We start from the raw sequence: 14,595 nt of genomic DNA, 5'->3' as shown, positions 1-14,595 counted from the left end.
TGATAAAGTTGCAGGTATTGTGTTTGTAGATTCACCTCACCCAGAACAAATGGATTTAGTTCGAGAAATTGAAATGCCATTAATTTCATCTATAACAAATAAAGCCTCTCAAGTACTTAGCCACTTCATGAATATTATGGGTCTTACTCGCCTCATAAACATGCAGGACAAGCGCCGCTTTCAAAATCAACCAGATTATAATTCAGATATGATAAAAGCCTTTGCTCCATTATCTGGAGACACTTTAAATCATTAGATTTCAAATTACTCCAAAGGGTTACAGCAAGTAGATTTGTTTCGCGATTTTGGTCAAGACCAATGTTTGTTTTAGGGAATATTGTTAACTACGTAGCTATGCCACTACAGCATATCGTGATTTTTGTCAGTACACAGAGTCTCTTAAGTTAGGCAGTGAAGCCCATGTGTTAGCTCCTTCTGAATATAGACCTTGTACCTTGATTGGAGCTTCAAATATATTACTTGGAAATGTTAGCGAAGGATACGAGTGGTATCAAAAAGCGATAGAACGTGGATTTAAGCCAGATAATTACGGTAACGAACTCCGCTCGGTATTTATGTGTTGTAGTCAAAAAATAAAGAACGAGTTGACATGTGATTTATTATCAAAAGGCTATAGTTACTCTTGGTTAACTAATAAACATTGATTATTTATATGATTCCGAGATTCGAGTAATACCAAAATATTTAACTTAAGACGAAAGTACTGTTCTCCCGTTTATTGCCTGTTCTCTTATCAAATGCCTGTTTTTCACCCAAAACAACATTACACTAGATGACCTAGAGTAATCTCGTGTAATGTATTGTATGTTTTATGATCTTTTTACTTTTTTGGGTCGTTCTTGTTCTGTTCTGTTCTGTTCTGTTCCCTTTTCCCGGTCTGTTCCCTGATAGTAACTTCATTATAAATTTAAAACCTATAAGGTAAAAAACTATTAAAGCGTGGACGTCGAATTTTCTAATTGAGTATTTATAGATATGAGAATATCTATGATAATTAATTTACTAGTAATTTTTTGAGGTATTATTCAGATTCGATGATAGGTATCGTAATGATTTATTATAATTTTAATTTTTAACTTGGATTAGTTAAGTAAAATATCCTACAAATACCCTAAAACGAACTATATCTTTACCTAAAATAAATGTAACCTATTGATACCTATAAAGTTGGTGTTTGACCTATAAAATACAGTTAGATGTACAACTGAGTTTATTAAGTGTTTGATTATAATAAAGGAATTAATTTTGGAAGACTTAAGTAACATTAAATCTGTATTGTTTGTGTGCATGGGCAATATCTGTCGTTCGCCAAGTGCTGAGGCGGTCTTCCGTCATAAAGTTAAAGAAAAGGGTATTTCTTTAACGATAGATTCTGCGGGTACAACGGGTTCTCATGCGCGTGAAAAGCCCGATCATCGTGCACAAAAGATAGGGATTGAGCGTGGCTACTCATTTGACAAAATTAAAGCGCGTAAAGTTATTGTTGAAGATTTTACCAAATTTGATTTAGTCTTAGCGATGGACGAGAAAAATGTCAACGAGCTAAAAAAGTTAGCACCAGAACATTTACATGAAAAAATTCAATTGTTTTTAAAATATGCCGATAATTTTGAAGAACTAGAAGTACCTGACCCATATTATGGTGGGGCTAGGGGATTTAAGTTTGTCTTAGATTTAGTTGAAGATGCTAGCGACGGCTTATTAAAAAAGCTGGCTTAATCATCAATGATTGAATGTTAGGTTTAAGGATCTAAAACTAAAGCAATAAAAAAGCCCTGTGAATATTATTCACAGGGCTTTTAGCTTTATAGGGTCTTAATTATCTAGCACGGAAAATAATACGGCCTTTAGATAAATCATACGGTGTCAATTCAACCGTTACTTTATCACCCGTTAATATGCGAATGTAGTTCTTACGCATTTTTCCTGAAATATGTGCCGTAACAACATGACCATTTTCTAGTTCAACGCGGAACATAGTATTTGGTAAGGTATCAAGAACCGTACCTTGCATTTCAATATTTTCTTCTTTCGCCATTGGGCGCTAAACCTCTAAAGTTGTGCATAAACAAAAATCTGGGCAGATGATGCCGAAAACAGGCCGGAATGTAAAGCTATAGTGTTATTTATTTACTGTTTGCCATCTGTTTTCTATCAATACTTGATGTGGGTAATAACGATCCTTGTAGTTCATCTTTTTGCAGTCATCAATTTGGTAACCCAGATACAGAAAGTTCTTCTGCCTATCTTTTGCTAAATACACTTGCTGTAAAATAGAAAACACGCCTAAACCATATTTATTGTAATCCGGATGATAAAAGGTATATACGGCTGATAGAGCATCTTTTAGTACATCGGTTACTGCAACACTAATAAGTTGATTATCATGCCATATTTCAAGGTAGAGCTGCTCTGTGACGTTACAACTGATAAAACTATTGTATTGATCGTTAGTCGCTGGGAACATTGAGCCATCGGAATGTAAAGTGTTGATGTAATTTTCGTAAAGCGGGTAATAAATAGCTTTTTTTTCAGTTGAGATGTTAATAGTAAATAGGTTGTTTTTCTTTATATTTCGTTTTTGACTTTTAGATAACAAAAATTCCTTAACTAAGACCCGCAGAGATTTGCATGCAGAGCAAAGTTCACAATGAGGTCGGTATATCTGATCACCACTGCGTCTAAAGCCTTGTGACATTAACCAGCCATAATGTTCACTGTTATGTAAACGTTCATCGGTTGCAATCAGTAAACGTTCTTCTTGGTCGGGCAAGTAGTTACAAGGAAACGAACCGGTAATGCCTAACTGAAAATTTGTGCTCATACTAAGGCTCTTCTGTCAGTTGGCGAGGTAGCCAAAAATCCGTTGGTAATGAAACCGTTAATGCTTGTGCTTTCAATGTCATAAACTGCGAGCGTGAAACCTCAATACAGCCCATGTCTTCTAAAAAAGGGTTGAGCATTTGGCAGTCAATTAATGGAATGTTTTGGCCTTTTAATAAAGTATTTAAATAAACTAATGCGATTTTAGAACCATTGCTTTTTCGATAAAACATCGATTCTCCAGAAAAGCTGCCATTAATTGCCACGCCATATAAACCGCCAGCCAATTCACCATCCATCCACACTTCTATCGAATGTGCGACACCATTGTCATGCAGTTGTTGATAAGCCGCTAACATATCATCAACTATCCAAGTATCTTCCTTACGAAAGGGAGCGTCGGCACAATAATGAATAACACGGTCAAAGGCTTGATTTAAGGTTACGGTGAAGTTCTGTTGTTTTAATACTTTTCGCAAGGTGCGATTAATATGTAATTGGTCGGTTAGGATAATACCACGCGGATCTGGGCTCCACCACATAATGGCTTCGCCAGCACTGTACCAAGGAAAGACACCACTTCGATAGGCCGACTTTAATCGCGCTACAGATAAATCACCACCAAAAGCAAGTAGACCATTAGGTTCAATCAACGCCTGTTTTAAGGGAGGAAATGCCAGATCATCGACATCGAGTAATGTGACAATCTGGTTTTTAATGACTAAGAGCCTTTAGCGTCTAAGTAACGTTCTGCATCAAGGGCTGCCATACAACCAGCTCCAGCAGAGGTAATTGCTTGACGATAAATATGGTCAGCTACATCACCTGCGGCAAAAACACCTTCAACACTGGTCTGTGTTGCATTACCGTGAGTGCCACTTTGTATCGTTAAGTAGCCGTCTTTCATCGCTAATTGGTCGTTGAAAATATCAGTGTTTGGCTTATGACCAATCGCAATAAAACAACCCATAACGTCAATATCTTTAGTGGTGTCAGATTGCGTTTCTTTTAAGCGTACGCCAGTAACACCCATTTTATCGCCTAACACTTCATCTAAGGTTTGATTTAAGTGTAAGGTAATATTGCCGTTTTTAACTTTTTCGTATAAACGGTCAGTTAAAATCTTTTCAGAACGAAAAGTTTCACGACGGTGCACTAAGTGAACTTCAGAGGCAATGTTTGATAAATATAACGCTTCTTCAACAGCGGTATTACCACCGCCAACAACAGCAACTTTTTGGTTGCGGTAAAAGAAACCGTCACAAGTAGCACAGGCTGAAACGCCTTTACCCATAAATGCTTCTTCTGACGGTAAACCTAAGTATTGTGCAGAAGCACCCGTACAAATGATAAGTGCATCACAAGTATAGCTCATGCTATCGCCTTTTAAGGTAAAAGGGCGTTTCGAAAAGTCAACTTCATTGATATGGTCAAAGATAATCTCGGTATCAAACTTTTCTGCATGCTTTTGCATACGATCCATTAATGCTGGACCCGTAAGGTCATCGGCATCACCAGGCCAGTTTTCAACTTCAGTGGTCGTGGTTAATTGACCCCCTTGCTGCATACCAGTGATCATCACTGGTTTTAAATTTGCGCGTGCGGCATAAACTGCAGCAGTGTAACCAGCTGGACCTGATCCTAAAATGAGTAACGGGCAATGTCTTGCTTCGCTCATGAATGACTCCAAAGATTGATAAAAAGTGAAATTATAAGGTATTAGTTGGGAGTTTAAGCAAAGAACTCAAGAGGGTAAATTAATTTTTTGATAAAAATTTCTATGAGTGCAATGTTAAATGTACAGTGATGGCATATAAACCCTTATACACCAACACTTATCGCTATTTTACGCCAAGCTCTTTTAATCTTTCTAATAAATAGCTTTTTTGAGTATGTCGTTCAGATAAGACGACTTCGTCTCGTGGATGAAGAAACAATGGCAATGATATTCTAGACTTTTTACTGGCCTTACCTGAAGGATTAATAACCCGATGGCTGGTAGATGGGAAATATCCACCTGAGGCTTCTTGCAACATATCACCAATATTAATAATTAAACTGCCAAAATCACTGGGAACGTCAATCCAAGACCCGTCTTGCTTTTGTACTTGCAGACCGGGTTCATTTGCTGCCGGTAATATGGTTAATAAATTAATATCTTCGTGTGCAGCGGCTCTCACTGCGCCTGGTTCTTCGTCTCCACTTAGTGGTGGATAATGTAAAATACGTAATAGAGTATTTGGCGTATCTTTGATCATATTCGCCAGTTGTTCTGAATATTTTTCTGAGACGTCGACCGGACTATATTTTTCGACCCAATCAAGTAATTCTGCAGCAAGTTCAGAGGCTTTCTGGTAATAGGTAAGTATTTCATCTTTAAGTTGATCGGGGATCCTGCCCCAAGGATAAACATGAAAATATTCTTTTATATCTTTATTTGCATGCCCTTTAGCCGTCTCAGATATCTCGGTTGAAAAGTAGCCATCTTGTTTTTTTGGATCAAAACTTAAGTAATGCTTTTCTTCACTGCTAAAAAATTCATACCAATTTTTATAAATAGATTCAACAAGCTGTTGCTCAATAGGGTGGTTAATTAACACACCAAAACCTGTTTCTCTTAAGCTTTGAACAAATAATTTTCCAGCATTTTTATCTTGATAGTCGACAACCTGAATTTCCATGATTGATTCCCTAACTCTTATTTTAGTGATATTTATTGAAATATAACACAAGCTAACCATATGGTCAGGTTTAAGATTCATCGTAAAAAAAACCTCTATTAGAAATATAACAGAGGTTTATTGTTTTTATGAAAAACTCACAAAGTATTATTTTCAGTCGTTATAAAGTGGCTATAGCCACTTCAGGTGGTATGTAGTCGTAGCCTAAAACTTCAGCAACCGGTTGGTAAGTGATTTTTCCGCCTAATACGTTTAAACCATTCATTAAGTGTACGTTGTCAAGCATGGCTTGTTTTGCACCCTTGTTAGCAAGCATTACCGCAAATGGCATGGTTGCATTAGTTAATGCCATTGTTGATGTACGTGCTACGCCACCCGGCATGTTAGCTACACAGTAATGTACTACGTCGTCAACAACATACGTTGGGTCTTGATGAGTTGTTGCTTTTGACGTTTCAAAACAACCGCCTTGGTCAATCGCCACATCAACAACAACAGCACCTTTTTTCATCATTTTGATGTGGGCTCTTGTTACTAATTTAGGTGCAGCTGCACCAGGAATTAAGACCGCGCCTATGACTAAGTCAGCTTCAACAATCAATTGGTCCATTGCATCAGCAGTAGAGTAAACTGTTTTTAAACGGCCATCAAATTCAGTATCTAATTGACGTAGACGGGGTAATGAACGATCTAATATTGTTACATCAGCGCCCATACCTATTGCCATACGAGCAGCTTGAGTCCCAACAACACCACCACCTATAATTAATACTTTCGCAGGAGCAACACCAGGTACACCACCTAATAAAGCACCTAAACCGCCTTGTGCTTTTTCAAGGGCATGAGCACCTGCTTGAATAGACATGCGGCCAGCAACTTCAGACATTGGCGCTAATAAAGGTAAACCACCTTGAGCAGAGGTTACCGTTTCGTAAGCAATACAGGTTGCGCCAGAAGCAACTAATAATTCAGTTTGCTTAGCATCAGGTGCTAAATGTAGGTAAGTAAAAAGTATTTGACCTGGACGTAGCATTTTACACTCGTCAGGTTGTGGCTCTTTTACTTTTATTATCATGTCAGCGGTTGCAAAAATTTCTGCTGCCGTGTTTATAATTTTAGCACCGGCTGCTATATATTGCTCGTTTTCAAAACCAATAGATTCGCCGCCGTTATTTTCAACAATCACTTCATGTCCATTAACCGTTAGCTCATTAACGCCTGCTGGAGTTAAGCCTATACGGTACTCATGGTTTTTAATTTCTTTAGGAACACCAATAATCATAATCGTCTCACCTGTTAAATGTTTTTATATTATTTGCGGCTATTATAATGCGTTATTCTCGAATTAACCTATCGTAATATTTTATATATCGATATATAATCCTGTTACAGTTAGAAAATGTAGTGTTTTATATAATGTCGTCTTCTCAAAATAAAAGTATTGATCGCATCGATCGTAATATTCTCGTTGAGTTACAAAAGAATGCTCGTATATCTAATATAGAGTTGTCTAAGAGGGTAGGGCTAAGTCCAACACCTTGTTTAGAAAGGGTTAAGCGATTAGAAAAAGAGAAGTATATCAAAGGCTACCAAGCGATATTAAATCCACAAAAGCTTGAAGCTGCGTTACTTGTGTTAGTGGAAATAACCTTAACTAAAACCAGTCCTGATGTTTTTGATGATTTTTCTAGAGCGGTCCATGAACTTGATGTTATACAAGAGTGTCATTTAGTCTCTGGGAACTTTGACTTTTTACTTAAAACCCGCGTAGCAGACATGGTCGCCTATCGAGAATTACTAGGCGATACTTTACTTCGTTTGCCCTCGGTAAGCGAAAGTAGAAGTTATGTTGTGATGGAAGAGGTTAAATCGACTAATTTTCTACCGATTAAACGTTAATCGCATCATTGAGCTCAAGTAAGTGATTTAAACATTTAACTCCTTACAATAGTTTGTTATTTTACTGTATATAAACATACCCGTATTACTGCAACTTGAGTGGTATGGCTATAAAATAGTTATTAACTCGGTTTATTATATTGTCTACAGAATCTCCTACTCAAAGTAAATTAAATGGTGTGCAACGATTACTAGAAGCTGGTTTGTTGGTTTCTTTTCTTTTTGCCATGTTTATTATGTTAGCGCTATTCAGCTTTAACCCCGCTGATCCTGGTTGGTCTCAAAGTGGTTATCAAACACCTATTCGTAATTTAGGCGGCGCTGTTGGCGCTTATATTTCTGACTTATTGTTAAACCTATTTGGTTTTATTTCTTATAGTCTGCCCTTTGTTACCGCAGTAACAGGGTGGTTATTGTTTCAAAAATATCATCGCTTAATTCAATTAGATTACTTAACCTTAGGGTTAAAGTGTATTGGCTTTATTCTTTTTTATATTGGTATAACATCAATCGCCAGTATGAATTTTGATGATGTCTTTTACTTTTCAGCCGGTGGTATTATTGGTGACGCGTTAAGTCAAACGGTGCTGCCATATTTTTCTTTTGTCGGTAGTACTTTATTATTCTTGACCTTTCTCCTCTCTGGTTTTGTGCTACTAACCGGTTTCTCATTGATCGCCTTTATTGATAAAACCGGTGCTTATACAATATTATTCGCCCAATATTTATTAACGATACCTGAAAAACTACAAGCCTACTTCACTGCCTTGAAGACTGAAAAAGTAAAGAAACATGTATTGGTTAGTACTGTTGAGAAAAAAGAACAGCCAGTGGCTTTACCTGAGCTTACTGAAAAACAACCGGCAAGTTTTCAAGTAGATAAAAATCTAGTAGATGAAAATCTAGTAGATGAAAACGAAGAGCTACATCATGCTTTTGATGTGATAAATGAACAAAGACATGAAGACATTATTGCACCGAGTAAAAAAGATCTTTCTTTTGATCTCGAAGAGGACATTGAGCACTTTGTCGCAATAGATGACCTTATCGGTGAACCACTCGCTTTTAATGTTCAAGAACATGTTAGCGATGATGAAATAACGGCTGCCTTTGAGAAAGTTGAACCCATCAATGTTGAAGAGCCCATAAAGGTCGCGGTAAAAAGAGATAGTGCAACTTATCAAGGACTACCTGGACTTGATTTATTAGATCGCCCCAACCGGACTGAAAATCCTATTGACGAGAAAGAGCTTGAATTAGTCAGTCGACTAGTTGAGGAAAAGCTCTTAGAGTTTGGTGTGAAAGCTGAGGTCGTTGGTGTTTATCCCGGACCTGTTATTACCCGCTTCGAATTAAATTTAGCGCCAGGCGTTAAAGCCAGTAAAGTGAGCGGTTTGTCGCAAGATATTGCCCGTTCCTTATCCGCTAAAAGTGTTCGTGTCGTTGAAGTTATTGAAGGTAAATCTGTTATTGGTGTTGAGTTACCTAATAAATATAGAGAAACGGTGTATTTTACTGATGTCATTTCTGCTCCGGCATTTGCTGCATCAAGATCCCATTTAGCCATGGCGATTGGTAGTGATATTTCAGGTAAACCCGTGATAGCCGATCTAGCTAAGATGCCACATTTATTAGTGGCAGGAACAACAGGCTCAGGGAAGTCAGTTGCGGTTAATACCATGATTGTTAGTATATTGTATAAATCCACACCTGAAGATGTGCGGATGATAATGATCGACCCCAAACAAGTTGAACTCTCTGTTTATAACGGTATCCCACATTTGTTAGCTGAAGTGGTAACCGACATGAAAGAAGCGGCCAACGCGCTGCGCTGGTGTGTCGGTGAAATGGAACGCCGCTATAAACTTATGTCATCTCTAGGAGTACGTAACCTTAAAGGCTACAATGAGAAAGTGCTCAATGCTATTGAAGCTGGAGAGCCGTTAATCGATCCTACTTGGCAACCTAATGATGCTTTTACGCAAACGCCACCTTTGTTAGAAAAGTTGCCTGCGATTGTTATTCTCGTTGACGAATTTGCCGATATGATGATGGTTGCAGGCAAAAAAGTCGAAGAACTTATTGCGCGTATTGCTCAAAAAGCACGAGCGGCGGGTATGCACTTAATTTTAGCGACTCAACGTCCTTCAGCGGATGTAATTACGGGGTTAATTAAAGCTAATATTCCAACCCGTATGGCACTGCGAGTACAATCAAGAATGGAGTCACGTATCATTCTTGACCAACAAGGTGCTGAACAACTATTAGGCATGGGAGATATGTTTTATTTACCGCCTGGCGAGGCTGTTTCTGTGCGTGTTCACGGCGCTTTTGTTAACGATGACGAAGTACATGCTGTTGTTGCCGATTGGAAATCTCGTGGAGAACCTAATTATGTTGAAGAAATATTGTCAGGTGATGCTGATAATGAAATTTTGTTACCCGGTGAGCAAGCCGAAGCCGATGAAGCGGTTGAACTGGATACCTTGTATGACGAAGCGGTTGAATTTGTCACTAAAGGTCGACGTGTCTCCATATCAAGTGTGCAACGTAAATTTAGAATTGGTTATAACCGTGCAGCACGCATTGTTGAAGATATGGAAAACCAAAGTGTGGTAAGTTCACCAGGCCATAACGGTGCCCGTGAAGTATTAGCACCACCACCTGTAAGAGATTTGTAGGTGTTATTTTTCCTGACTTATTTTGTCAAGTTATAAGGATTACTGAATGAATTTTTCCCTAAAAAAAACAGCACTTTTATCATTTTTTTCTGTAGTTGTATTAAGCAGCGCAAGTACCTCCGTTTTTGCTTTACCGTTCAATGAACCGACCAATTTTATAGAAAAGCCAAGCAACGATGCTTTAATTATTAAAAGTAATTTAATGCAAAAATTAGCAAAGCTTGAATATTTTACTGCAAATTTTAACCAGCAAGTTCTGGATGGCGAAGGTAATGAGTTACAAAACGCTATGGGTACTTTGGCGGTTAAAAAGCCTAACTTAGTACACTGGCAAACGGCAGAACCAGATGAGTCATTAATCGTTTCAGATGGTGACACCTTATGGTTTTTTGACCCATTTGTAGAGCAGGTTAGTGCTTATCTTTTAGAAAAAGCGTTATTCAACACTCCTATTTTATTATTAACAAGCAGCGATCCGACACTATGGCAACATTATAGCGTTAGCTCAACCGATGAAAACAATTACCTCATTCATGCTAATGATAATAATGCCCAAGTGAAGACGTTAGAATTACGTTTTAAGAAAAATAGTAATATGCTTAATAGTTTTACTATTCTAGATGCAACAGGGCAATTAAGTCTGTTTAAACTTTCACAGTTTGATCAAGTAACTGTTCCAGAAAGTGCACTATTTACCTTTAAAATACCCGAAGGTGTTGAGTTAGATGATCAACGCTAACGACGACGCTAATGGCTCTTTACCTTTAGATTTCGCTGATGAAGTAATCATTGAAACTGACAATGAAGATGATCAGTTTCAACCATTAGCGGCCAAACTTCGCCCTAAAACATTAGCCGATTATCAAGGTCAACAACATATCTTATCGCCAGGTATGCCGTTAACGATCGCGATTGAGCAGGGGAAGTGTCATTCTGTTATCTTTTGGGGGCCGCCGGGTACAGGTAAAACCACCCTAGCAGAAATTATCGCTAGTCATGCAAATGCCGAGGTTGAACGTTTATCGGCGGTAACCTCAGGTATTAAAGATATACGTCAAGCGATAGATAATGCTAAGCAACGTTTGCTGCGCCATAAAAAACGCACGGTATTATTTGTTGACGAAGTTCACCGTTTTAATAAAGGACAGCAAGATGCTTTTTTGCCTTTTATTGAAGATGGCACCATTATTTTTATTGGCGCGACCACTGAAAACCCCGCTTTTGAACTTAATCAAGCGGTTTTATCACGTGCACGTGTTTATACTTTAAAAAAATTAACGCGTGAAGACTTATCTATTATTTTAACGCGTGCTTGTGAAAATCAGCAAAACAGCAAAAACATCAAGATATCTATTGCCGATAATGCCCAGCAGCAATTATTAACCTTGGCTAATGGCGATGCACGACGTCTATTGAATGTCTTTGAAAACTGCGTTGATATTCTGTCAGGATCCAATATTACCATTACCTTAGAAACTGTTGTGCAAGTAGCAGGCAATAAAATTGCTTTATACGATAAAGGTGGTGATGCCTTTTATGATTTGATCAGTGCTTTTCATAAATCTGTGCGCGGTAGCTCACCTGATGCTGCACTTTATTGGTACGCGAGAATATTAGCCGGAGGCGGAGATGCACTTTACGTCGCCCGTCGGTTGTTAGCGATCGCCAGTGAAGACATTGGCAATGCAGACCCTAGAGCAATGCAACTCGCTATTAATGCTTGGGATACTTTTCAGCGTGTCGGACCTAGTGAAGGCGAGCGAGCGATAGCTCAAGCAACTGTATACATGGCTTTAGCACCGAAAAGTAATGCCGTATATATGGCTTTCAACCAGGCCAAAGAGCTTGCTAAAAATACTGCAGAGCTCGACGTACCCTTTCATTTAAAAAATGCCACCAGTAGTATCACTAAAGAACTCGGTCATGGCAGCGAGTATAGGTACGCTCATAATGAAGATAATGGTTTTGCTGCAGGAGAAAATTATTTTCCTGAATCCTTACAACATACCTTACTTTATCAACCAACAGACCGTGGCTTGGAAAAACAGTTAAAAGATAAACAAAATTTTCTCAATGAATTAAATAACCAAAGTAATAATAAACGTTATGACTAATACCATTAGTACCTTTTCATTATATCTATTTGTAGCACTTGGCGGAGCGTGTGGGGCAAGTCTACGCTTTTATTTTTCGCAATTAATATTGAATTGGCTCGGAAAAGGTTTCCCTTTTGCGACATTGGCGGTTAATATTTCCGGCTCATTAATCATGGGCACCTTATATGGTCTTATTGAAAATGGTGTAATGGAAGTAAGTGTCTACCGAACCCTAATAGGTATCGGGTTTCTAGGCGCTTTCACCACATTTTCAACCTTTTCATTGGATACACTTTTGTTAATGCAACAAGGTGAATTCCTAAAAGGCATGATAAATATATTACTTAATGTCAGCTTATGTATTTTTGCTGCTGGTATTGGGCTTTACTTAGTAACTTATGCGACTAAGTAAGCAGAGCTAAAATAAATAAACAACCACTTAACTTGTAGATGTGAATAAAATGCTTGATCCAAAATTATTTAGAAATGATATCGAAGCCACTGCGGCACAATTAGCGAAACGTGGCTTTTCTTTAGATACTGCGTTATTAATCGATTTAGAAGAGCAACGAAAAGCTTTTCAGATCAAAACTCAAGAATTACAAAATCAACGCAATACCCGTTCAAAATCTATTGGCCAAGCTAAAGCGCGTGGAGAAGATATTCAGCCATTATTAGCTGAAGTGAGTCAATTAGGTGCTGATCTCGATGCTGCAAAAATTGAACAAGATGATGTGCTTGCTAAAATTGATGATATTCTATCAGCGGTGCCAAACTTAATCGATCATTCAGTCCCTGAGGGGGCAAATGAAGATGACAATGTCGAAATTAAGCGCTGGGGAACACCTCGCGTTTTTGATTTTGAAGTTAAAGATCATGTTGATGTTGGTGCTGGTATTGGCAACGGTTTAGATTTTGAAAGTGGTGCAAAACTTGCTGGCACACGTTTTGCGGTTTTGCGTGGTCAAATTGCTAAAATGCACCGTGCGCTTGCACAGTTAATGCTTGATGTTCATACCGAAGAGCATGGGTATCAAGAAATGTACGTGCCTTATTTAGTTAATCAAGATTCACTTTACGGCACAGGACAATTACCTAAATTTGGTGAAGATTTATTTCACACGGATTTAAGTAATAAAAAATTCTCTTTGATCCCTACGGCAGAAGTCCCTTTAACGAATTTATTAAGAAATGAAATTGTAGAAGAAGCCGAATTACCTATTAAGATGTGTGCGCATACGCCATGTTTTAGAAGTGAAGCCGGTTCAGGTGGTCGTGATATTCGCGGTCTAATTCGACAGCATCAGTTTGATAAAGTTGAAATGGTGCAGATTGTTAAGCCTGAAGATTCATTTACTGCGTTAGAAGCCTTAACAGGTCATGCTGAAAAAATTCTTGAAAGATTAGAATTACCTTACCGTACCGTTATTTTATGTACGGGTGATATTGGTTTTAGTGCGACTAAAACGTTTGATATCGAAGTATGGTTGCCTGCACAAAATACTTACCGTGAAATCTCTTCATGTTCTAACATGGGTGACTTTCAAGCTCGCCGCATGCAAGCACGCTTTAGAAGCAGTGAAACGAAGAGACCTGAATTATTGCACACCTTAAATGGCTCTGGCTTAGCGGTTGGTCGTACATTAGTCGCTATTTTAGAAAATTACCAACAAGCTGATGGTAGTGTGAAAATTCCAACAGCATTGCAACCTTATATGAATGGTTTAACACAAATAGGCTAACACTACTTGGTAACCCCTCTTTATTGACAGCAATAAGAATCCAATACCTAGGTATTGGATTTTTTTTTGTTTTAATTTGAATTTTTAATCTGGTGATCGGGTCTATAAATAGAACTATTTCGTTATTATATTATTTATAAAGGTGAGTTGTGTTGAAGAGTTTATTTATTCAAGCTGTGGTGTTTTTAGCTATCTTTCAAGCACTGACAATGTTAAGAGAATCAGACATGCTATCATCGGGAGAACAGATAACGCCACAAACTGTTTTGTTAGAAACGCTCGATGATAAAACCATTGAACTTGCCAATTTTAACAAAACTACTATTATTTATTTTTTTGCTCCTTGGTGTCAAATATGTCATGTCAGTATCGGTAATCTTCAGGAGATATATGAAAAGAATCAACAGATAAATGTTATCGCCATTGCATTAGATTATGTCGATAAAAAAGAGGTCTTTGAATTTTCTAGCCAGCATCAGTTAACTTTCCCTATTGCCTTAGGCACAGAGCAAATTAAGCACCAATTCAAGATAGAAGGTTATCCAAGTTATTATGTCATTGATGATAAAAATACCGTTATTGCAAAATCAATGGGCTATTCTTCTGAAATTGGGCTGTTTCTTAGGACACTTTAACGCATATTACTTCTGAT

15 protein-coding genes are annotated in these 14,595 nt (G+C 37.9%); 9 read left to right on the top strand and 6 right to left on the bottom strand.

Annotated features, from left to right (window positions below; genetic code table 11):
* A partial coding sequence (locus H4J67_RS15980; protein ID WP_182204319.1) for a hypothetical protein occupies positions 1-256 on the top strand: 256 nt, incomplete at its 5' end.
* A 1,010-nt stretch (positions 257-1,266) separates the two neighbouring features.
* Positions 1,267-1,740, top strand: coding sequence for a low molecular weight protein-tyrosine-phosphatase (locus tag H4J67_RS15975; protein WP_259368641.1), 474 nt, complete (start codon positions 1,267-1,269; stop codon positions 1,738-1,740).
* Positions 1,741-1,840: 100 nt separating this feature from the next.
* Here H4J67_RS15975 and infA read toward each other — a convergent pair whose 3' ends face one another.
* From infA to ald, 6 genes are all read right to left on the bottom strand, one after another.
* Positions 1,841-2,059, bottom strand: coding sequence for a translation initiation factor IF-1 (infA, locus tag H4J67_RS15970; protein WP_011043571.1), 219 nt, complete (start codon positions 2,057-2,059; stop codon positions 1,841-1,843).
* A gap of 84 nt (positions 2,060-2,143) precedes the next feature.
* Positions 2,144-2,845: an arginyltransferase gene (locus H4J67_RS15965; protein WP_182173752.1), complete on the bottom strand. Its 702-nt coding sequence runs from the start codon at positions 2,843-2,845 to the stop codon at positions 2,144-2,146.
* A gap of 1 nt (position 2,846) precedes the next feature.
* Positions 2,847-3,497, bottom strand: coding sequence for a leucyl/phenylalanyl-tRNA--protein transferase (gene aat / locus H4J67_RS15960; RefSeq protein WP_259368640.1), 651 nt, complete (start codon positions 3,495-3,497; stop codon positions 2,847-2,849).
* A 68-nt stretch (positions 3,498-3,565) separates the two neighbouring features.
* Positions 3,566-4,522 (bottom strand): thioredoxin-disulfide reductase, encoded by a 957-nt coding sequence (trxB, locus tag H4J67_RS15955; RefSeq protein WP_182173755.1) that lies wholly within the window; start codon positions 4,520-4,522, stop codon positions 3,566-3,568.
* 163 nt (positions 4,523-4,685) lie between these two features.
* A complete protein-coding gene (locus H4J67_RS15950) occupies positions 4,686-5,525 on the bottom strand; it encodes an isopenicillin N synthase family oxygenase (RefSeq protein ID WP_182173758.1) in 840 nt (279 codons plus the stop codon).
* A gap of 160 nt (positions 5,526-5,685) precedes the next feature.
* Positions 5,686-6,807: an alanine dehydrogenase gene (gene ald / locus H4J67_RS15945; RefSeq protein WP_070373540.1), complete on the bottom strand. Its 1,122-nt coding sequence runs from the start codon at positions 6,805-6,807 to the stop codon at positions 5,686-5,688.
* A gap of 134 nt (positions 6,808-6,941) precedes the next feature.
* On the opposite strand from ald, the gene lrp reads away from it, so the two are divergent.
* From lrp to H4J67_RS15910, 7 genes are all read left to right on the top strand, one after another.
* Positions 6,942-7,424, top strand: a complete 483-nt coding sequence (gene lrp / locus H4J67_RS15940; RefSeq protein WP_070373541.1) for a leucine-responsive transcriptional regulator Lrp — start codon at positions 6,942-6,944, stop codon at positions 7,422-7,424.
* A 227-nt stretch (positions 7,425-7,651) separates the two neighbouring features.
* A complete protein-coding gene (locus H4J67_RS15935) occupies positions 7,652-10,105 on the top strand; it encodes a DNA translocase FtsK (protein ID WP_404842803.1) in 2,454 nt (817 codons plus the stop codon).
* Between the two features lie 46 nt (positions 10,106-10,151).
* The gene (gene lolA / locus H4J67_RS15930; protein ID WP_182173761.1) at positions 10,152-10,844 is read left to right on the top strand and encodes an outer membrane lipoprotein chaperone LolA; all 693 of its coding nucleotides are present in this window, start codon (positions 10,152-10,154) and stop codon (positions 10,842-10,844) included.
* A complete protein-coding gene (locus tag H4J67_RS15925) occupies positions 10,831-12,219 on the top strand; it encodes a replication-associated recombination protein A (RefSeq protein WP_182173764.1) in 1,389 nt (462 codons plus the stop codon). Before lolA ends, H4J67_RS15925 begins: the two co-directional genes overlap by 14 nt.
* Positions 12,212-12,613 carry a fluoride efflux transporter CrcB gene (crcB, locus tag H4J67_RS15920; protein WP_182173767.1) on the top strand — a complete coding sequence of 134 codons (402 nt, stop codon included), beginning with the start codon at positions 12,212-12,214 and terminating at the stop codon, positions 12,611-12,613. Before H4J67_RS15925 ends, crcB begins: the two co-directional genes overlap by 8 nt.
* Positions 12,614-12,662: 49 nt before the next feature.
* A complete protein-coding gene (gene serS, locus H4J67_RS15915; protein WP_182173771.1) occupies positions 12,663-13,943 on the top strand; it encodes a serine--tRNA ligase in 1,281 nt (426 codons plus the stop codon).
* Positions 13,944-14,092: 149 nt separating this feature from the next.
* A complete protein-coding gene (locus tag H4J67_RS15910; RefSeq protein ID WP_310650649.1) occupies positions 14,093-14,578 on the top strand; it encodes a TlpA disulfide reductase family protein in 486 nt (161 codons plus the stop codon).
* Positions 14,579-14,595 lie beyond the last annotated feature (17 nt).

This window comes from Colwellia sp. BRX10-4 (genome assembly GCF_014077465.1).
Classification (GTDB): domain Bacteria; phylum Pseudomonadota; class Gammaproteobacteria; order Enterobacterales; family Alteromonadaceae; genus Colwellia_A.
This window is presented reverse-complemented; position numbering and strand designations above follow the sequence as displayed.

What these genes read in the sequence shown, in the direction of transcription:
- crcB (WP_182173767.1), top strand. Translation starts at nt 12,212, where the DNA reads ATGACTAATACCATTAGTACCTTTTCATTATATCTATTTGTAGCACTT.
- ald (WP_070373540.1), bottom strand. Translation starts at nt 6,807, where the DNA reads ATGATTATTGGTGTTCCTAAAGAAATTAAAAACCATGAGTACCGTATA.
- serS (WP_182173771.1), top strand. Translation starts at nt 12,663, where the DNA reads ATGCTTGATCCAAAATTATTTAGAAATGATATCGAAGCCACTGCGGCA.
- lrp (WP_070373541.1), top strand. Translation starts at nt 6,942, where the DNA reads ATGTCGTCTTCTCAAAATAAAAGTATTGATCGCATCGATCGTAATATT.
- infA (WP_011043571.1), bottom strand. Translation starts at nt 2,059, where the DNA reads ATGGCGAAAGAAGAAAATATTGAAATGCAAGGTACGGTTCTTGATACC.
- H4J67_RS15925 (WP_182173764.1), top strand. Translation starts at nt 10,831, where the DNA reads ATGATCAACGCTAACGACGACGCTAATGGCTCTTTACCTTTAGATTTC.
- H4J67_RS15935 (WP_404842803.1), top strand. Translation starts at nt 7,652, where the DNA reads ATGTTTATTATGTTAGCGCTATTCAGCTTTAACCCCGCTGATCCTGGT.
- H4J67_RS15965 (WP_182173752.1), bottom strand. Translation starts at nt 2,845, where the DNA reads ATGAGCACAAATTTTCAGTTAGGCATTACCGGTTCGTTTCCTTGTAAC.
- trxB (WP_182173755.1), bottom strand. Translation starts at nt 4,522, where the DNA reads ATGAGCGAAGCAAGACATTGCCCGTTACTCATTTTAGGATCAGGTCCA.
- H4J67_RS15950 (WP_182173758.1), bottom strand. Translation starts at nt 5,525, where the DNA reads ATGGAAATTCAGGTTGTCGACTATCAAGATAAAAATGCTGGAAAATTA.
- lolA (WP_182173761.1), top strand. Translation starts at nt 10,152, where the DNA reads ATGAATTTTTCCCTAAAAAAAACAGCACTTTTATCATTTTTTTCTGTA.